At 34.6% G+C, this 19,157-nt stretch carries 16 protein-coding genes; 5 read left to right on the top strand and 11 right to left on the bottom strand.

Annotation, left to right across the window (positions count from 1 at the left end):
• Window positions 1-104: 104 nt before the first annotated feature.
• Entirely contained in the window at window positions 105-1,472 is a 1,368-nt protein-coding gene (locus QYS47_RS05450) for a serine hydrolase domain-containing protein (protein WP_322347967.1), read from the bottom strand.
• A 740-nt stretch (window positions 1,473-2,212) separates the two neighbouring features.
• On the opposite strand from QYS47_RS05450, the gene QYS47_RS05445 reads away from it, so the two are divergent.
• On the top strand, window positions 2,213-3,361 hold the full coding sequence (locus tag QYS47_RS05445) for a Kelch repeat-containing protein (protein WP_322347966.1): 1,149 nt from the start codon (window positions 2,213-2,215) through the stop codon (window positions 3,359-3,361).
• 204 nt (window positions 3,362-3,565) lie between these two features.
• On the opposite strand, the gene QYS47_RS05440 is transcribed toward QYS47_RS05445, so the two are convergent.
• From QYS47_RS05440 to QYS47_RS05430, 3 genes are all read right to left on the bottom strand, one after another.
• Window positions 3,566-3,850 carry a hypothetical protein gene (locus QYS47_RS05440; RefSeq protein ID WP_322347965.1) on the bottom strand — a complete coding sequence of 95 codons (285 nt, stop codon included), beginning with the start codon at window positions 3,848-3,850 and terminating at the stop codon, window positions 3,566-3,568.
• A gap of 227 nt (window positions 3,851-4,077) precedes the next feature.
• Window positions 4,078-5,583 (bottom strand): DUF6770 family protein, encoded by a 1,506-nt coding sequence (locus QYS47_RS05435; protein ID WP_322347964.1) that lies wholly within the window; start codon window positions 5,581-5,583, stop codon window positions 4,078-4,080.
• A 24-nt stretch (window positions 5,584-5,607) separates the two neighbouring features.
• Entirely contained in the window at window positions 5,608-6,954 is a 1,347-nt protein-coding gene (locus QYS47_RS05430) for a M48 family metalloprotease (protein WP_322347963.1), read from the bottom strand.
• 260 nt (window positions 6,955-7,214) lie between these two features.
• On the opposite strand from QYS47_RS05430, the gene QYS47_RS05425 reads away from it, so the two are divergent.
• Window positions 7,215-7,772: a hypothetical protein gene (locus QYS47_RS05425; protein WP_322347962.1), complete on the top strand. Its 558-nt coding sequence runs from the start codon at window positions 7,215-7,217 to the stop codon at window positions 7,770-7,772.
• A gap of 601 nt (window positions 7,773-8,373) precedes the next feature.
• On the opposite strand, the gene QYS47_RS05420 is transcribed toward QYS47_RS05425, so the two are convergent.
• The 3 genes from QYS47_RS05420 to QYS47_RS05410 all read right to left on the bottom strand — a co-directional run bounded on the left by QYS47_RS05420 (window position 8,374) and on the right by QYS47_RS05410 (window position 11,723).
• Window positions 8,374-9,939, bottom strand: coding sequence for a tetratricopeptide repeat protein (locus QYS47_RS05420; protein WP_322347961.1), 1,566 nt, complete (start codon window positions 9,937-9,939; stop codon window positions 8,374-8,376).
• Between the two features lie 5 nt (window positions 9,940-9,944).
• On the bottom strand, window positions 9,945-11,033 hold the full coding sequence (locus QYS47_RS05415) for a protein kinase domain-containing protein (RefSeq protein ID WP_322347960.1): 1,089 nt from the start codon (window positions 11,031-11,033) through the stop codon (window positions 9,945-9,947).
• A gap of 237 nt (window positions 11,034-11,270) precedes the next feature.
• Window positions 11,271-11,723: a GNAT family N-acetyltransferase gene (locus QYS47_RS05410; RefSeq protein ID WP_322347959.1), complete on the bottom strand. Its 453-nt coding sequence runs from the start codon at window positions 11,721-11,723 to the stop codon at window positions 11,271-11,273.
• A 134-nt stretch (window positions 11,724-11,857) separates the two neighbouring features.
• Between QYS47_RS05410 and QYS47_RS05405 the strand changes: the two genes are divergently transcribed.
• Both QYS47_RS05405 and QYS47_RS05400 read left to right on the top strand, forming a co-directional pair.
• Window positions 11,858-12,208: a nuclear transport factor 2 family protein gene (locus tag QYS47_RS05405; RefSeq protein ID WP_308357445.1), complete on the top strand. Its 351-nt coding sequence runs from the start codon at window positions 11,858-11,860 to the stop codon at window positions 12,206-12,208.
• Between the two features lie 921 nt (window positions 12,209-13,129).
• The gene (locus tag QYS47_RS05400; RefSeq protein ID WP_322347958.1) at window positions 13,130-14,287 is read left to right on the top strand and encodes a class I SAM-dependent methyltransferase; all 1,158 of its coding nucleotides are present in this window, start codon (window positions 13,130-13,132) and stop codon (window positions 14,285-14,287) included.
• A gap of 450 nt (window positions 14,288-14,737) precedes the next feature.
• Here the strand turns inward: QYS47_RS05400 and QYS47_RS05395 are convergent, their stop codons facing one another.
• Together QYS47_RS05395 and QYS47_RS05390 are read right to left on the bottom strand one after the other, a co-directional pair.
• Window positions 14,738-15,100: a hypothetical protein gene (locus QYS47_RS05395; RefSeq protein ID WP_322347957.1), complete on the bottom strand. Its 363-nt coding sequence runs from the start codon at window positions 15,098-15,100 to the stop codon at window positions 14,738-14,740.
• On the bottom strand, window positions 15,097-15,669 hold the full coding sequence (locus QYS47_RS05390) for an RNA polymerase sigma factor (protein WP_322347956.1): 573 nt from the start codon (window positions 15,667-15,669) through the stop codon (window positions 15,097-15,099). The genes QYS47_RS05395 and QYS47_RS05390 overlap by 4 nt, the downstream gene beginning before the upstream one ends.
• A 738-nt stretch (window positions 15,670-16,407) precedes the next feature.
• Between QYS47_RS05390 and QYS47_RS05385 the strand changes: the two genes are divergently transcribed.
• Window positions 16,408-16,773, top strand: coding sequence for a DUF6249 domain-containing protein (locus QYS47_RS05385; RefSeq protein WP_302127458.1), 366 nt, complete (start codon window positions 16,408-16,410; stop codon window positions 16,771-16,773).
• 164 nt (window positions 16,774-16,937) lie between these two features.
• Here QYS47_RS05385 and QYS47_RS05380 read toward each other — a convergent pair whose 3' ends face one another.
• Window positions 16,938-18,248 (bottom strand): hypothetical protein, encoded by a 1,311-nt coding sequence (locus QYS47_RS05380; protein ID WP_322347955.1) that lies wholly within the window; start codon window positions 18,246-18,248, stop codon window positions 16,938-16,940.
• Between the two features lie 14 nt (window positions 18,249-18,262).
• Window positions 18,263-19,156 carry a DUF4625 domain-containing protein gene (locus tag QYS47_RS05375; protein WP_322347954.1) on the bottom strand — a complete coding sequence of 298 codons (894 nt, stop codon included), beginning with the start codon at window positions 19,154-19,156 and terminating at the stop codon, window positions 18,263-18,265.
• Window position 19,157 lies beyond the last annotated feature (1 nt).

Genomic DNA, 19,157 nt, shown 5'->3' with positions numbered 1-19,157 from the left:
GAACGCGTTATGCTTCGCAAGGCGCTCCTGTGGAGACCTGAACCTCAACCAGTAAATCAGTTTAGATATGAGATAGGTACTATTTCATTTATGGTGCATTCATCCTATTTTATCTTTTTCCATTCAGTTTCGCCATTTTGTTCAGCAGTAAACCCAATGATATCACCTTTATCATTCCTGGTGAATTGAATCTTAACATTTACCGCTTTTGATTCCATTTTGTCTGCCTCTGTTATCATCAGTTTAGTTCCAGTTCCTCTTGCCTCAGGAAAATCTAGAACTAGAACATCATATACCATAAAAATTTCAATTAGTTTCGACTCGCCCTCTAATTGGTATGTACCAAAATACTCCTGGTATTTGTCATACTCCAACTGACTCCTATCTTCAATCTCCAAAGGATTTTTTAGAATAACACTAGCTAGATAGTTAGCCACTTCTTCGGTTCTTTCCAGTGATTTATTGGCTAAAACGCAAACAAACAGATCTTCAGAAGGTAGGTAAAGACCATAGCTTGTAAAGCCGTACATATTTCCTCCGTGCTGAATGGTTTTTAGCTCTAAAAGATTTTTAATAAAAAAACCATAGCCGTATCCGGTTCCGGCTCCTGATGTTGTCCTTTTTTCAGTAATCAGATTATCAACCACAAAATCAGTTAGGACTGTCCTGTTTTTTAATTCCTGATTCCATATCCATAAATCATCTACCGTAGAAACAATGGCTCCTGCTGCATAAGGGACAGACCCTACAATTTTGGGTGAAGAAATTAACTCTCCCTCATATATTCTATATCCTTTTGCAATTCTTTTCCTTTTCATTTCATTATTATACCATAAGCTAGTTGAACTCATCTTCAAAGGTTCGAAAAGATTTATCCTCATATATTCCTTGAGTGAGATCCCCGAAACTCGTTCTATAACCACTCCCAGTAGAGGATAATTGGAATTGCTGTATTGGAATTTGGTACCTGGCTCGAATTCCAAAGGCTGGTTTTTATAATATGAAATTAGTTGTTCGGGTGTATGTCCTTGTGAAAGCAGATGCATCTCTTCTTCATCAATGTCAAAAAATTCTGGAATTCCCGATGTCTGAGAAAGAAGGTGATGGAGGGTAATAGGAAATTCTTTGATCGGGAAGTATTCAACATATTTTTGAATAGGATCATCAAGAGCAACTTTTCCCTCATCTACTAACTGAAGTAGCGCAGCTGAGGTAAATTGCTTCGCCATAGATCCTATCTGGAAAATCATATCGGTTTTGATAGGCTTTCTTTTTTTGATATCTGAGAGGCCAAATGCCCTTTTGAAGATTATTTGATCTTTTTTCGCTATCAGAACTACTGCTCCTGGGCTGTTTTCTGCGTATTCCTTCTTCAGAAAGTTTTCAATTTCCTGTGTTTCGATATCCTGAGCATGAAGTGAAACGCTTAATATATTTATTAAGAGGAGAATGGGGATTAATCGTTGGTTCATGAGTTTTTGGTTTTTAAGATTGATATCAATTACAGTGCCAACCCATCACGCACAAGGGTCACTTATAGTCAGTATGGGTGCCATTGACCATGCAAGTCTTATGATAGTAGAAATTAATTGTGCTGATGTAAAATTTGCTATACTATTGTAACTGATGGTTGTTGTTTTTATTAATTAATAGCAAAAACCTACTATCAAACAGGGCTAATCAAAAGTTCTCTTCAAATTAAACCCTAGTATTTAGAGCACGGAGGGAACTAGCTATATTATGCGTACTGCTTTTCCATCACGCTATATGCGCAATAAAAAAAAGTGTTATGCGTGATTTAAAATTTGAAGTGCGCATGTTTAAATACCACCATGCAGAGCATGCTGGGAACGGGAGATATAAAGGAAGGATCGATAGTTCATACCGTAAGATATTAGCTTCTAGTGAACTGATCATTTTCTATTTATGTGTAGCTGTTTTGTACTGCACATACTTTCTTTTTTAAAGTAGATATAACCATATTTTCTGCTTCTAAAAGCTTTTTTAAAAGGCACAAGCCAAACGCATGCGCAAACATTAGCAATTTGATATACGATTCTCTTTATAGTTGATTTCTCAAGACTTACTTAAATTATTTAACAGCATCTTTACAAATTAGAATGAAATAATATCTACACCAGAAAATCTTTCATAGTAGTAGAAAAACAATTTGAAAACTGTAGATTTGAATTAAAAAAATATATCCTAGAAAATGAAAAAAATAAATTACTTACTTCTTCTGTTACTAAATGTCATCAATTTTTCATGCAATACAGATAATTCAGAGGAAGAAATTTTCAATCCTAAAATTACTTACATTAATGATACATGCTTTGGCATTCAGGAGGAAGTTAAATTGGGAGGAACTGATCTCGATGTCATTGACGAAATAAAAATTGGATCAGAAACTATTAGAGTCTTATTTAGTAGTCCTGACAGCAATTCCTTTAAGATTCCGCTAAGTATAGCAACTGGTGAATATAACTTGATTTTAAAATCAACAGATAATGAAATTGAATATGTATACCCAAAAACTATTTATGTTGAAGGCTTAGGAAATTGGTCACTTGTGAATTCTGATTTCCCGGGAGAACCACGAAATTCGGCTTTATCATTTGTTATTGACAAATTTTTGTATTTTGGTGGAGATGGTAGTTTATCTGATTTTTGGAAATTAAATCTTGAAACTTCGGAATGGACGCAATTATCTGATTTTGACAGTGGCGTGACATCATCAACTGCTGTTAATAATACTGAAGGATATGTTATAAATACCACAAATGATTTTTACAAATATTCACCGGAAACAGATAGCTGGGTTGAGTTAGCTTCTATTCCCAATCGAACAGCTTATTATACATTGGCTTCAGTAAATGAAGAAATATTTGCATTAGTTGGAAATAACAATGATGAATCTCAACTTTGGGCATACTCAAAAGCAGAAGATTCTTGGCGATTAATTCTTGGAAATCAACCAAATATAGGTCAATCACCACGCTTGTTTGTGATAGATGAAACACTATATGCAGGATTTTCAAATAGCTCAAAAGTCCTCTACAAGTATAATAATAATGAAAATGAATTTATTGAGTACTTAAGTTCAGAGTATTATTACTTTGGATTTCATTCTTTTTCCTCATCAGAGGGCTTTTTGGGGGAGGCTTGGGGCAACTCTTCTGGTACAGGATTACAAATAAATTATAATACTTTTGTAATTAACATGTCTTGTAATAAAATTTTTGAAAAAAGGTCAGTTCCGATTCCTACCTCCTCTGATTTTTATACTGCATTTACGTATGACGGTGATTTGTATGTTGGATTAAACTCTTCAACAAATCAAATTTTTAAATTAGACAGATAATGACTTGTTTTAAAATAGTGTCAGAAATATAATGCAAATTATGGAAGTAGAATAAAGTGGATGTACCATTTATTAGATATGTAGAAGGACGGTCACAGAAGAGATCGGAAAATTGATTAGCACGGAAAATATTAATTGAAAAGTTAGGAACCGTCCCATATACCACTATCAATACTTTGGAAATTGATTAAATTCTTCTGCTTTTTAATAATGAACTATGATTTGCCGGCCTTGGTGGTAGCCCCCATCAATTAAAAAAGCTCCTTTTCCATTTTCAATTTTCACCTGATTGAGTACTAAATTCTGAAGCGATTCAAGCTCAGACTTCTTGATAAGCTTCATATTACAGTGGGGACAATCGCCTGCTTTGGCAAAGCTCAATTGATCACATTCTAAATTACAGGGAGTACATACATATTCTTCTTGCGGACTTTGACATGCAGAAAAAAAGATAAGAATACTTATTAAATACAAAAGTCGATAGTTCATCCCGAAAGATATTAACTTCTATTTAATATTTAGTTTGAATGAAAGGGAAAACTATTATTTAGGAGATAGGAAAATGAGCTAATATCAAAAAGGCATTAACGGCTTTAAGGTCTTTTTTCAGCAAGGTAAATTATTAAGAATACCTTTTTTTAGATACAAAAATCTAAAAACCCTCTTGATGATATATAGAACAAAAAAGGCTGCTTTTTACAGCAGCCTTTTGGGGATTAGTAATTTAGTTTTACTTTTTCTATTGTGAGTGCTTTTTCTTTTTCATCATACTCTAAAACCACAATATATCCAGCTTCAGAAGGTAAGACTTTAAACCTCTTTTCTTCCTTTACTTCCATTAAGTCGATAGTATCAGTGGAGATTTTACCATCCGCGATAAAAACATTCCCAAAAACATATTTATCTGATTCCTTCTTTATTTCCAAGTAGTCTTGGTACCCAATACTGATGACATCTTTTTCCATACTACTAGTCATAAATTCATAGTCATAACCATTTAGGGCTTTCACAATCATTGCCAACATTTGAGGACTAAAAAATGCTGCATTCGGTACAGATATGTTGTTTTCTGTTTTTTCGATGGTTTCTATGTTGGTCAATTTAAACTCTTTATCAAACTTGAATATCATCATATCTTTAACTACTATATCAAACCCAAGCCCTTTAAATTCTTTGTCATATTGTTCCCCTATGGCGTAAAAGTTGCCCATATTGTCTTCTACAAAGTCATGAAAAAAAACATATCCAAAATCTTCAAACTCTCCCTTTTCGTCAACTTTTAAATACTTACCAGCATCTTCAGTCCATGAGATATAATCCTTGCTTATTATATCGCCAGAATTATTGATTTTATACTTAAATAGCCCTAGACTCTCGCTAGTTATGATATTACTTTCTTTGTCATAGTAATACCCTAAAAGATAAAATTCACCGCTATCATCTACTTTAAAGCCATTAATTGGGGATAATTTATACTTATCGTCATCTAAGGATTTTTCAAATAATGGCATTCCCGTCTTAGAGTCAAGAACCATTAAATTTAAATCGAAATCTTTGCTTAAAAGGCCATCCTTTTCCATGATAAGGTTCATCATGATATCTTTATCGCCATAAAGCATGGTTGGGAAAACATGAGTTTTCAGTTTAGGATCACTGCTGTAATTCCAATTTTCGCCCCCTTCAGATGAATAAAAATCTATACTATATCCATAGTTTTTATTTTTCAGAGTTCTGAAGTCCGCAAAACCAAAATCTTTCAAAGGAAATAAAAAGATTGCCTGAGCAGCTTTGCTGCTCTGCATCTGGCGGAATTGGGCCTTTTCAATTTTACCGACTTCTCGAACTTCTGTACTTAATAGCTTAGCTGAATTATCTAACTGTTGCAACATCACTTTATCCTCTTTATAATCATAAAGCTTCAGCATAAGTGACTGGCCGTTATATACAGCATCCATTAGAAAGAGATGCTTTGAACTTTCAACCGTATGTTTACCTACTTCATTCAGATTTTGATCTAGTATCTGCAATTCATAGTTGTAAGTTTTTCTATTTATTCTGTCGGTTTTGTAAAACAGGTAATGCCCCACTACAATTTCATCGTTAATAATAGAGCCTGCATTTCTTAATTCTACTTCTACTATATTTTGGATTTTCTTCTCTTGCGCTTTTGCGCTGATAGCAATGATTAAGAAGCACAGTAATGCGTAAAATCTAATTTTCATGTTTTCTAGTTTTGTTAAAATTGATTATCGAATTTTTAGTTTGTATTTATTTAATGTATCTAAGAAATCTTCATCCTGCCCCAGTAAACCGCTATTTTTCAAATGAAAATGATAGATAAGCATTTCCAATTCTGAAAGTCTGATTCTACTCAAAAAAGTTATAAACTCCTTATAGGTGGCTTCTTGATAAGGGCCAGGAGATTCTACATATCTGCTTAGCTCATGAGAGTTTTGAGCTTCGTAAATCTTATCAAACAGCTTACTAATTCTCCTCAACAACTGCTTATTGTCTGCTTGTGCTTCTAATTGCTTTAATGAAAAAAATAAAGCTCTCCCATAATTATTTTGAGCTTCCCAACTATCTATAAATGCTAAATCGAGGTCAACACCTGATTTAAGAGCTGGAAGCTTTCTTGGATTGAAAAATTCAGTAGTTGTATCTGCTTTTACTTCAGTGATAAGCTTTAAACGAGCAATTCTTTCTTCTACATCTGGGTGAGACTTTAAAGCTTTAGTATCTTCATCAGGCGATTCAGCAGCCATAGAAAACAGATCGCTTTTATCTATAATCCATTTCTCCTTAAAGGGGTAATCTTCAAATCCCAAGGTATTGGAATAATCAATCGCAGGAAAAGTATAGAAATCAATGGAATCTAATAAATTTAGAGTACTAATTGAGTACCTATAGTCATAATTGGCATTGAGGATGAACTTCAAGGCCAGTGAGTCCGCCCTGATTTCTTGCTGGCGGCTAAATTTCATTTCTGTTAAATACAGCCTTTTAAAAAAAGTCTCCAGCTGTGCTCTTCTATTGTATTTCTCTTTATCAATACGATCAATGGCATCTTCAAACTCTTCTGAATCCAATCGTTCTAAGTTTCGATAGGCGGATATATCAACGTCCTGTTTGTAGTCATGCCCGATTTCGTGCGCAATAATAAAAGCCAGCTCGCCTTGAGTTCTGATTTTTCTAAGAATGCCAAGATTTAGAATAATAGTTCCTCCTCCTATAGAATAGGCGTTCGCAATGGGAGAATTACTTACGAGAATCGTATAGTTCTCTTCTTGAATTGCTTCGTTGGATGTGCTAATTTTTTGAAGGCAGTGGTCTATGCCTTCATAAATTAATTTATCATAGACAAATAAGCTATCACTAAAGGCCTTTTCGAGATTCTCTTTTCTACGCTCGTATATCTTCTCATAAAGAGAAATATCACCATTCTGTAGTTTATAATTATTTAATCGCTCGCTGTGTTGATTATTTATCTGGCTAATGATACTATCAGAAAAATGTAAATACCGTAAATCCTGCCCTTGCGCCAAATATAGGTTCGCGATGATTATAAAAACATAAATTAAAAGGGATCTCATATTCTTGGTTGAATTTTTCTAGGGTTCTTTATAGGATCTAAAAAATGCGGTATCAGATTGGATTTAAATTCTTCGCAAAATAGCAATTATATTCTTGAACGGAATAAATATCTTTACTTTATGTTCATAGATAGCTAAACCCAGTAGATCTGAAAAGAAATAAGTGCCCCCCTTAAACAAATTCATACATCCGTAGTTACTTATGAATATTTTAAACCAAACCCTTAAAAGTTATGATCAAATTAAATTTTATTTTTTTGATGTTTGCGAACATCTTTTTGTTTGCTAACTCAAACGACAATGCCAGTGTAGAAAATTATCCTGAAAAAGATACTGACTGGAACAACTGTTACTTAACGCCACAAATTGTGCCCGGTGGTAATTGCTATGGAAGTGGTTCTGCCGGCCAGGCGGTTAGTGGTACACGATACACAGTTGCAGTTACAGCAGGATACAATGGAGCAGTAAATTATAATCGAACCATTGAATTAATGCTAAGCAAAGGTAGTACCATAATCGATGCTGCTTATGTCACCATTCCAGCGGGAGCAACCGTATCAAACAATCAAGACGTATTTCAAATTGCGAGTGAACGATATGGTGATGTAACCATTACAATTGCTAATGTTAACGGTTCGAGTTCATCTGCTTGCTCATGGCGATCTACTACAAATAATGTTAGAAATTGCTATCATGATGATGGGAATTACTCTGGAGGTGGTCTTCCAGGAAGAGACCCAGAAATTCCAATTGAGCCAAATGATCCGACAAATCCAAATCCACCATGCATAATGGATGCCAATGGTAACTGCATCTAAAGTTCTTAAGTCAATTTGGGCAACCAGATTGACTTTTTTATTTTTCTTAAAAGGAAGCGGTTATAGTATTTTATTGAATTATTGATAAGTTTAATTCTATAATATCCAAATAGCCTAAAAGACCTAAGGTCAGCATTATAATACCCACCACTACCAAAATGAGTGGCAATATCTCCAATCTAAATACGGAATCGATTCCCACTTCTCAGGATTTTCTTGATTGTAGACCAATCGGATTTTCTTAAAACCAAGTAAAATATATCGAGAACCAGGCTTAAAATCTTATTTGCATAATACATAAGGATTCAGAGAATAGCGAAAATGGGCACATTCTTATGCGTACTGCATTTCCATCACGCAATATGCTTAGTTGTTTTGTGGTACGCATACATACACAGCAGGAAAATCCGTTATGCGTGAATGAAAAATTCGAACTGCGCATAATTTTTTTCTGTGAAATGGCCATGCGCATATTATTTTTCAGCAAAAAAAGATGTTAGTATAGAGGCACAAGCGACACGCATGCGCCAGCGGGGATATAATTACTTTTTATGATTTTTATAACGCCTGGCTAGGAAAAGTTTCCAGAAGGGCATGTTTTTTAGCTCGTGTTGGGCTGCGTTTTTATTTTTTCTAAGATTTCACTTTGAAGTTGTAGCAAGTCCTTATGTTTTTCTGAAATTCTCATATTTTTTACCAAGTCTACATATGTCGTTTGTTCTGGAGAATTCAGATTAATAAGCTCCATTGCAAAGTTTGCTATCGCCAAATTCTTTAAGTAATCATTTCTAATATTGGTTGCGTTTTGAATGGCAACTTTATACATTTTCATTCCTAACTCAGTGTCTCCTCTTTTTAGAGAAACAAGACCCAAAGTTGCTTGGAAAGTTATTTTGCTCTCATTTGGAAGGCCTTTAATATCAATTTCCATCATTTGACGTACATACGTATCTAGCATCTGTTGATTGTCAGAAGTAGCTAGATTATAGACCATGTTATTAAGTAATGTCGGATCATAAGGGTTTGCTTGTAGTCCAACTTGACACAAAATAATTGCCGCGTTTTTATCTTTTAGTAGGGAACCTGCAATGTATGAGCCAAGTAAGGCTGGACGTTTGGAAAAAGGCATATCCAAAAACCATTTAATGGAATTGTAAAATGCATCTTTCCAATTACCTCTTTCATATAATTCGAGAGCCCTAGCTTCGAAAGGGTTAATTACCTTATCAAACTGAAAAGGATTAATTTGAAATCTTTGCTCATCTTTTGAAACCCATTCAAGTTGAGCTAAGCTATTATCATTCGGCATTTTCATAGATTTCTCAAAAAAACCTTTTGCCTTTTTGAATGAACCATCTTTAAATTCTAGTGTACCAAGAGAACTTGAAAGTTCGGTAAGTTCGTAATCTGAGAAATTATTAGAATCAAGCAATCTTTTACCTTCTTTAATCAATGGAGAAAACCTTCCCATTATAGAGGAAGTGGCAATGTGTGCAGAAATTAGCCAAGGGTCATCTTTTAATCCTTCAGCTTTTCTGAGATAAAAAAGAGCTTGGTCAAATTTTTCTTGATGAATAAAAAATCTTGTAGCTGACCTAAGAACGAATCTATTATTAGGAGCGAGATGAAGAGCAGTAAGAATGGCGTTTTCGGCTTTATGTTCGTGCCCTCTCATTGTATATAGTCTTGCTAATTCAACCCAAATTATAGGATTTCTAAGTTCGTTTTTTGTGCGATTTTTAGTCTTATTTATTACTTTATGAAATGACTTGTTATTAATAAATGCTTGAAATTCATTTACAGTGTCAACATCAATTTCTAAAAGTGAATTGTTCGATATAACAGCAGGCGTTGGCGAGTCTAATTCAATAAGTTTAATTAAATCCAAAAGACTAGATGAAGCTTTTTGTTGATCAGATTTTATGAATTCAATGGCTTGTTTTACTTCGAAATTTTGGATGCCTGAAACAAAAGCTGAATTGATTAAATCTGCAGCAGTTCCAATGTTTTTACCCTGTTTCCAATCTTCAATTGAGCGATCAATGTTCAAAATGATTGGCTCAGCCGATTTATTTGATTGGCTTAATTCACCTAATTGAAGAGTTCGTTTGAAGTCTCTCCAATTTGGAATAACTCTCCTTTCTTTTATTTCATAGATAACGGCCATATAATTTATTTGAACTTGTAATTAGCCATTCTATATAAAACATCAAACTTTGAGACAATTCGCTGAAAATCAAATTGATTTGAGTTTAGGTTTCTGCTGCCATCTCTATTTAATGATAGTTCAATTGCTTTTGGATGACCTCTTCTATCAGGTATAGGAAAACAACAATATTCTATAATTTTAGAAAGCTCGTCACTAAGTTCTTTGTCGCTTATTGATGATTTGAATTCTTTAATTGCTTTGTAAAATGCATCAACTAAATAATCATGAACTCCTTCGAATTTCCCTCGCCATTGTGTCCATTTGAATTGTGGATCGAGATTTTTACCAATTAAAGCAGTCATATTAGCTCCTGAGAAATAGAAGACTATAAGGCTCCCAAATAAATACATGTCGGTAGATCGAACTCTAAAATTCCAATCAGGGTCGATGTATCTATAAAGAAACTCTGTTGGTGCATAGTTTAGATCACCTGGGAAGTCTCCTCCATTTTCATGTGGAGCTTCTATTTCAGCACAAAGTGATCTGCCCAAGTCACCGACTTTTGAAACGACTCCATCTTGATATAGAAGAACATTTGATGGCTTCAAATCCTGATGCCCAATTTCAACACCATGCAGTTGTTTTAGACCAACAGCTACATTATGAAGCGATTGCAATTTCCAAGCGATTTCTACATCCTTACTAAAATTCATATGTGATCTAACATCGCCATCAGACATTTCAAAAATGAGGTAAGGAACATTTGGTATTGTAAATCCCTCTAGAACTTCTTCTCCTTCATCAATAACCATGGAAACTTTAGATAGCTTATTGTTTTTACATCTCAGAAGTAAATCCCTTTCAAATTGATAGGCATTGGTTTGCTCATTTATTATCTCTACAATTGGTCGACCTCTAAACATTTGAAAGAACGCCTGAAAATTTAGAGCTTTAAGAAATGCTTCTTCATCACCGCGAGTAACTACATAGCAAACACTAAAGAACCCTCCTGTTGATCCTTCTTTCGGTTCAATTTTTTTTGAAACTGTCCAACCGTTTTTGAGTTTTTTCCCAACTAATGACTGTGCAGCGTTATCTTGATTTGTACTCATATTCTTTTTTTATGCAGCCCAAAAACTGTATAAAGCACATTAGCGTGTCTTATATCTAACATTCTGTATTTAAAATAACTAAACTTACTTTATACAGACTATAATTTTTTAACAAACCCTCAGAAAATTAATTTGAAATTCGACTTTGGGTTTTGGTTTTTGATGAACTATAAATGTATAGGATTTTATTTGAAATACATCCTAAAACTTTAGGTGTTTATCGAAAAAAGCGGGTAATTAATATGATCCTGCTGAAATGGTCTGCTCCATAAAATATAAATCAAAGCCTTCAGCCCAAAAATCTTTTTTTACTTCCAGTAGATTGAAGCCCATTTTTTCGTAATAGCCGGAGGCCAATTGAGAGGTTCTTACTATCACTTTTTCATATTGCTTTTGCGATCGAATATAAGCTAATCTAAAATCCATTAATCTTCTTCCAATTCCTTTTCCTTGCCATTCAGGATGAATAAAATCCCAAGAAATTACTGCTCGATCAGGATCGTAATTAATTCCTCCTGCCCCTATAAATTCTCCATTTTCCTCCACCACAAAATAATCTTCCCGTTTTTGCTGTAAATATTCTTCCAAATCTGCTTTTTCACTTTCAGCAAAATATTGGGGTGTATTAAGATCAAATAGCGCTAGTACTTTTTGAAAATAAGCTGACTGATAAGGCCTTATATTCATCATTATTATAATTATGAGGCAATGCTCAATAGTGAAGTATTAATCTACATTAATATTGATTAAATATTTAAACTATTTTCAAACCTTTTTCAATATTGTATGTATATACATATAATTTTTTAACAAACACTACTATTATGACATTAAGAGAAAAATGCGAAGACATCTATAAGATGATAGGCGAAGGAAAATTATTAGACGCATTCGACAAGTATTACGGTGAGCCAGTGGTAATCACTGAGCCAAGAGGTACTTGGACTGGGAAAGCAGAATGCAGAAAGCACGAAGAAGAATTCTTAGGAATGATCGAAGAATTCCACGGAATGGAAGTGAAAGCGATTACTTCTAATGAAGAAGCAGGTATCGTAATGCATGAAACTACTATGGATGTTACATTCAAAGATGGTAACAGAGTAAACATGGAACAAGTAGGCGTTCAGAAGTGGGAAAACGGTCAGATCGTTCACGAAAGATTCTACTATCAATAATATTAGTTTTCAAAAGGGAACATCAAAAGCAGACTGAAAAGTCTGCTTTTTTTTGCATGGAAAAATAACAACGCCCCTATAATCCCCTCAAGGGGATAGCTTGATGATGCAGGCTAGGAAATGTTCCCCCTTCGAAGGGGGTTAGGGGGATGTTAACACTAGAAAAAATTAAAATGATCAGCCAGTTGTCGGACAAGCAATATGCTTCCATGCACAAGGCCAACACTGGCCCGAATTTTTGTTATTCTCATTTAATTACTATCTGAAACCTGTCAGGTTTTAATAAAATATAGCTCATAAAGAAATTATTTTTTTGCAAATTCTAAGTATTAGAAACCTGACAGGTTTTATCAGCTTTAATTTCCTAATACAAGACACCCCTATAATCCCCTCAAGGGGATAGCTTGATGATGCAGGCTTTGGAGGTTCCCCCTTTGAAGGAGGCTAGGAAGTTGTTAACATTAGAAAAAATCAGCATAATCAGCCATTTTTCGGACAAGCAATATGCTTCCATGCACAAGGCCATCTCTGGCCCGAATTTTTGTCATTCTCATTTAATTACTATCTGAAACCTGTCAGGTTTTGATAAAATATAGCTCATAAAGAAACTATTTTTTGCAAATTCTAAGTACTGGAAACCTGACAGGTTTTATCAGCTTTAACTTTCTAATACAAGACACCCCAATAATCCCCTCAAGGGGATAAGATAGATTGATAATGCATGCTTTTGAGATTCCCCCTTCGAAGGGGGCTAGGGGGATGTTATATTTTTAAAGAATCGAATAGAAAAAACCTATTACTTATTACTTACAACTTATTTAGCTTACAACTTTCACATTTTACCTTTACTTCTATCAAAACCTGTCCAAGGCATAGCTTTTTATTATCACCATTTGTAGCTTTGTATTTAAGATGAAGGAGATGCAGCAGTTTTTTCAGGAAATGGAAAAATCCTTAAAAGAGGATTTATTTGTAAAACTTACTTTAAGTAAACCCATTCGGAAGTCAGCAGACTTAGCGAATGTATATCTACGTGAAGTAGAAATTAAAAATGAGAAGCTCCTCTCTTTTACCTATCGCTACAAAACCAACGATCAGGTAAAAAACTATACTGCTAAAGAAGCTATTCAGGAACTAGAAAAATTGTTGCAAGATGCTTTCCGCATCGCGACTTTATTTACGCTAGAGAAAGATGTAGCCCTTCGGATTAATAAAAAGGGAAAAGCTACGATAACGAATACCCCTCCTACCTTCAGCAATAAGCTTCCTGAGCATCACGATAAACAAAAAGTGAAACGTGCTGAAGAAAGTGAATTCTTAGTTCATTTAGGAATAAAAGATAAGCAGGGAAAATTGATCCCAAAGATGGCGGATAAGTTTAAGCAGATTAACAAATACCTGGAGATCATTGATGGGCTCATCAAATCTACTGATCTACCTAAGCAAGTGAATATAGTAGATATGGGCTCGGGCAAAGGGTATTTAACCTTTGCGCTTTATGATTATCTATACAATACTAAAAACTTAGACGTAAAAGTTACAGGAATTGAGCTAAGAGAGGAACTGGTTAACTATTGTAATGATGTAGCCAATAAGTGTGGGTATGAAAACTTATCCTTCGTTTCTGAAAGGATTGAAAATTACGATAAGGATCAAATTGATATTCTGATAGCATTACACGCTTGCGATACGGCCACTGATGATGCGATTTATAAAGGCTTAGTTTCTAAATCATCTCTTATTATTTGTGCACCATGCTGCCATAAGCAGGTTAGGCAAAGCGTAAAAGGAACCACTCAGGAAAATCCTATCTTGAAGTTTGGTATTTTTAAAGAGCGTCAGTTTGAGATGGTTACCGATACCATACGTGCTTTACTTTTAGAGAAAAATCAATATAACACCAAAGTATTTGAGTTTATCTCTAATGAGCATACGCGTAAAAATGTAATGCTAGTCGGCAGCAAAGCGAGCAAAAGTCCAAACATGGAAGCCATTAACGCCAAAATTGAAGGTTTAAAGCAAGAATTTGGAGTGGAAGAGCATTATTTAGAGACTATTCTAGAGAAGAAGGAGGAGTAAAACCTCATCCTCCTTTTGATCAAAACCTGTCAGGTTTAGAATTTGACACCCCTATAATCCCCTCAAGGGGATAGCCTGATAATACATGCTTTGGAGACTCCCCCTTTGAAGGGGGCTAGGGGGATGTTAACATTATAAAAAATCAAAGTGATCAGCCAGTTGTCGGACAAGCAATATGCTTCCATGCACAAGGCCATCTCTGGCCCGAATTTTTGTTATTCTCATTTAATTACTATCTGAAAGCTGTCAGGTTTTTGCTGGCTATTTTAATTGATAAAATCTAATATTAGATGAATAATTGTTCTCGAAACCTGACAGGTTTTCTATTACCTAAAACTTACAAATTAATACTTACTACTTTCACACCCCTAAAATCCTCTCAAGGGGATATATTGATAATGCAAGCTTTGGAGACTCCCCCTTTGAAGGGGGCTAGGGGGATGTTTAATTCTATCTAAACCTGAAATTCTTTTTCTCCCACCAAATCCAGGCCCAGAAGCCGGCAGTTAATCCTATAGAACCCAGTATCCAACTAATATGTAAATTCACTTTTAACCAAACAGTTTTAAAATCTGGTAAGCTAATATTGAAATTAATCAAGCTAGAATCATTTATAAATAGGGTGGTAATGATTAAAACCAAAAACACTATTGGAATTATATAAGCAATAATTGACCTACTTCCGCTCCTTACAAAACTTGGCTTGGATGCTTCATAGGCTTCAATTTTACGCATGGTTTTAGTAGAAAAACCATATGAAGGGCCTTCTACATTATCATTCAATAAATCTTTAAATTCTTGCTCTTCCATCATCTTATGCTTTCTAATTCATTTGGAAGCATTTGTTTTAAATGCTGCTCTAATCTTTTACGCGCTCGGTGTAATTGCACTTTTAAATTATTCTTATTCACACCTGTTATTTCTTCTATCTCCTTTAAATCACATTCATTTTGATAATACAATGTGATTAAAGTACTTTCCTGAGGATTCAATTTGTTCAACGCTTGCTTTATGAAGTCTTTTCTTTCCTGATCCAGTAAATTCTGCATGCTATGATCGGAAACTGAAGTTCCAATTTGATCATCCTCTATTTCATCATTAAGCTTAAACCTTTTATTTGCTCTTAATTTATTAATACTATTATTATAAACAATACGATACAGCCAGGTACTAAACTTTGAATCTCCCTTAAATGATTTGATTCTTTTATACGCTTTTACAAAACTATCCTGAGCTATTTCTTCAGCATCCTCCCTATTCTTCACGATACGAAAAGCCAGATTATAGGCCTGAACTTCATGCGCAACAATAATAGCATTAAAAGCATGGTAATTCCCTCGCTTTACTTCTTCGATAATATTGTTCAGATGCTTTTCTTCCAATTTTTAAGTTTTGATATGGTTTGGACAAGCCTAATCAAAGTATGGTTACAGAAATTTACGGATTTTTTAAAAGAATAATGAATTGGTAAGTTTTAAACAAAACCTATTACCTAAAACTTATAACTTAATACTTACTACTTTCACACCCCCATAATCCCCTCAAGGAAATAATTTGATAATGAATGCTTTGGAGACTCCCCCTTTGAAGGGGGCTAGGGGGATGTTAACATTAGAAAAAATCAAAGTGATCAGCCAATATTCAGACAAGCAATATGCTTCCATGCACAAGGCCAACTCTGGCCCGCATTTTCACCCTTCCATCCCGGTTCGATGGTCTACTTTTATAAAACCTGTCAAGTTTTAGTGAGATCTATACTATAATGAAAATTACCTATTGGATTTTAAATTCTGGAAACCTGACAGGTTTATCATTACTAATTACTAATTACTTACTACATGAAACCAATTAATTAAAACTTGATACTTATTACATGATACTTTTCTTAATTCACACCCCTATAATCCCCTCAAGGGGATAGCTTGATCATGCATACTCTGATGTATTCCTCCTTTGAATGGGCTAGTTTTTTTGATAACTCGAATACCTATCCAAATCCGACAGGTTTCTATTAATTATAAGAAGCTGCAATTAAAAATATTTTAGAAAAGCTGTAACCAGTTTAAAGTTTCGCTTGTCCAAAGGGCATAAATCAATTTTAAAACAAACAAACATTAATCATGGAAGCAGTAATCGTATTTATATCCCTTTTCGCTACAATCTTCGGTATTAGCTACTATTTCTTTTACACTCGAAATAAAGAAAGGCTAGCCTTAATTGAAGCTGGCGCTGATGCCTCATTATTTCAGGCACCTAAAGTGCAAAGAAAGAGACATCCGGTCTATGCTATTGCCTTAGTTATAGGAATGATGGCTATCGGTATTGGTTTAGGGATTGTCTTTGCCGTTATACTTGATAATGCGCTTGACATGAAAAATAATAATGAAGTCCTATATGTATCAGGCATCTTCATCTTTGGCGGAATTGGCCTGGTTAGCTCATTTCTTAGCCTTCGTTGGATGGATAAAAAAGATGAAGAGAAATAGAAAAAAAGGGAGTGATTACCAGCTAACTAACCAAAATCTAATAATATGACTGGACCAAGCTTAATCACTAAAATTTTACCTTGTTTACACTCCCTTAGTATTTTAATTCAAATGAATGGGGAGCCTAATCCCCAATTCATTTACCGAAACTATTAAAGCAATTTTCAATGATCGTGATCGTGATCATGATCATCATCACCTTCTAATGAAAACCCATTTTTCATCATACTTTCAACTGCATTATCTAATTCAATTGTTTCTACGTGATGTAAATCGTCAATTTCTAAAACTTTGATTTGAGTTCTATTAGTAGACAAAACGTATAAGAATTTATCGGAACAAACTAAAACCGGATCAGGATCGTCCATTTTTCTTAAAATTTCAATTTCTGATAAAGCTGATCTATGATCGTGACCTTCAGCTTCAGGAATATCTGCCATTTCTACCATTCTGCTGGCAATTTCAACTCCATCATGCGCATCAAATACTCTCAACATATTATCTGCAGTATGTAAAATATAATACTTCCCATCAAAGCTAAACATATCTCCCACTACATCGGAACCTGCATAAATTTGAGTCATAGATTTATTTTCAGGATCGATCATAAAAGCTCCTACATTTCTAGATCGTGCAAAAAACATCTTTGAATTATCATGTCCTTTTAAAGTCCCTAACCAGTTGCCTGATTCTGAATTTAAGTCGCCAGTGTTCTCAATTAAACTAATTTCCCCTTCATCATTCACTAAAATAACTCCATCTGTACTTCCAAATATACCGTGATGTCCATTAGAAGCATCTCCATGGATAGCTCCCACTTCTACTCCACCATTATCGTCTATTACATTTCCATTACTTTCAACAAATTTCACCATTTGAGGCAATCCGCCAGGCTCATTATTATTTTTGAAAGTTGTAACAAACTGACCATTTTCTAACCTAAAACCAGCTCCATGATGTGCAACCGTATTTTCAAAAGAATAAGTAACGGGTGAGTAGGTAGGAATCTCTAATTGAGCCTCATTTATATGGGTAATGGAGCCATCACCATCATTAAATATCACCATATGACCTAATGAGCTTCCGAAGTGGGTTGGCAATAAAGTATTAACTTCTAAATCTAACCATTTTGGTGTATGTTCGTGACCATGATCAATATGAAATTCTACACCAGAATCAAAGAATTTCACTGCACCGCCCGCTCTATCAATTGCAATTAGATATCTTCCCGAATTACTGGTATAGTATCTTGCTCCTTCAACTAAGTTCCCTTCAACTCTTGCATGAATTTGTCTATTATTGGGTTGCATAACATCAATTCCATTTTGATCCATCAATGACAATCTTACCCAAGAGCTTTCCATTTCTTCAAAAGATTCCAAATCATCAGCTACATCATCTATATCATCATTACAAGCAGAAAATAAAGCAATCAAAAAGATCAGGCTCCAAATTTTAATCAAAGTTGTTTTCATTACAATTAAATTTATTAGTTATCAATGTATTCTACAGTTATATTTCCGTTAGCGTCTTCTATCCAGAAGACCATTCTTTCATCCTCGGCTAAATCGAAAGATATATTTTCACTTTCGATTAAGCTTTTGATATCGATTTCCTGAGAGCTAGGAAGGGCTTTCCCGCTATTTTCTCTAAATTGATGTGGCCAATTAGCTTCACCCCAAATCCACTCTTCCATAATTTCGCCTTCCTGATTAGGCTTTTCGGGATCTTTTTTCTCAATAAACAACCAAAGAAACCCTATGTCAGAAGACAATTCATGGGCTGTATTCCTAAATATTCTACCTCTTATTTCGCCCCTGGATAAATCGTCTGAGTTGATTTCTATTTGTGGCGCGTAGGGTCTTTGAATATAAATGACGGTATGATAAGTCGTATTCTCTCTGTAACTGGTTTCATTTCCATCCACATCAGTAGCTGTAATGGAAAAGTGATAGGGGCCAGCCAAAATGTTATCATCCTCACCTAATCCATCATGTCTTTCATCCAAGTAGATCGTTAAATTATCATCTTCAATTGTGGAAAAAAATGTAGGATCTTCTAATTCGGATGCTTCGATGACATGAAAGTAATTGAACAATAGAAAATTGTTAGCAAAGGCCAATCTACCATGTGTGTGCCCATCAAAGCCTGAATGAGATTCAATTTTAATTTCTTCGATCCCTGAATCATCTTGAACTGAAAAGGCTAAGGGTATCTCGTTCTCATCCGGTCTTACAATCTTGAAGTATTGGGGTGAAATACTTTGCAGGCCTTCTAAAGGATTGATCTGTGGTTCATCAAACTGTATATCCTCCGCTTCTTCTAAACAAGCAAAATTGAATATCAGCAGAATTGGTAATGAAAGGTAAAGTCTTCTTTTCATT

This window comes from Marivirga arenosa (assembly GCF_030503875.2).
GTDB classification, from domain to species: domain Bacteria; phylum Bacteroidota; class Bacteroidia; order Cytophagales; family Cyclobacteriaceae; genus Marivirga; species Marivirga arenosa.
Note: the sequence above shows the minus strand (reverse complement) of the source record. Positions and strands in the feature narration are given on the sequence as shown.

Bases quoted from the DNA above. Each gene is read 5' to 3' on its own strand.
- QYS47_RS05385 (WP_302127458.1), top strand. From the start codon at position 16,408: ATGGAAGCAGTAATCGTATTTATATCCCTTTTCGCTACAATCTTCGGT.
- QYS47_RS05400 (WP_322347958.1), top strand. From the start codon at position 13,130: ATGCAGCAGTTTTTTCAGGAAATGGAAAAATCCTTAAAAGAGGATTTA.
- QYS47_RS05450 (WP_322347967.1), bottom strand. From the start codon at position 1,472: ATGAACCAACGATTAATCCCCATTCTCCTCTTAATAAATATATTAAGC.
- QYS47_RS05440 (WP_322347965.1), bottom strand. From the start codon at position 3,850: ATGAACTATCGACTTTTGTATTTAATAAGTATTCTTATCTTTTTTTCT.
- QYS47_RS05430 (WP_322347963.1), bottom strand. From the start codon at position 6,954: ATGAGATCCCTTTTAATTTATGTTTTTATAATCATCGCGAACCTATAT.
- QYS47_RS05415 (WP_322347960.1), bottom strand. From the start codon at position 11,033: ATGAGTACAAATCAAGATAACGCTGCACAGTCATTAGTTGGGAAAAAA.
- QYS47_RS05435 (WP_322347964.1), bottom strand. From the start codon at position 5,583: ATGAAAATTAGATTTTACGCATTACTGTGCTTCTTAATCATTGCTATC.
- QYS47_RS05420 (WP_322347961.1), bottom strand. From the start codon at position 9,939: ATGGCCGTTATCTATGAAATAAAAGAAAGGAGAGTTATTCCAAATTGG.
- QYS47_RS05410 (WP_322347959.1), bottom strand. From the start codon at position 11,723: ATGATGAATATAAGGCCTTATCAGTCAGCTTATTTTCAAAAAGTACTA.
- QYS47_RS05425 (WP_322347962.1), top strand. From the start codon at position 7,215: ATGTTTGCGAACATCTTTTTGTTTGCTAACTCAAACGACAATGCCAGT.
- QYS47_RS05395 (WP_322347957.1), bottom strand. From the start codon at position 15,100: ATGATGGAAGAGCAAGAATTTAAAGATTTATTGAATGATAATGTAGAA.
- QYS47_RS05375 (WP_322347954.1), bottom strand. From the start codon at position 19,156: ATGAAAAGAAGACTTTACCTTTCATTACCAATTCTGCTGATATTCAAT.
- QYS47_RS05445 (WP_322347966.1), top strand. From the start codon at position 2,213: ATGAAAAAAATAAATTACTTACTTCTTCTGTTACTAAATGTCATCAAT.
- QYS47_RS05380 (WP_322347955.1), bottom strand. From the start codon at position 18,248: ATGAAAACAACTTTGATTAAAATTTGGAGCCTGATCTTTTTGATTGCT.
- QYS47_RS05405 (WP_308357445.1), top strand. From the start codon at position 11,858: ATGACATTAAGAGAAAAATGCGAAGACATCTATAAGATGATAGGCGAA.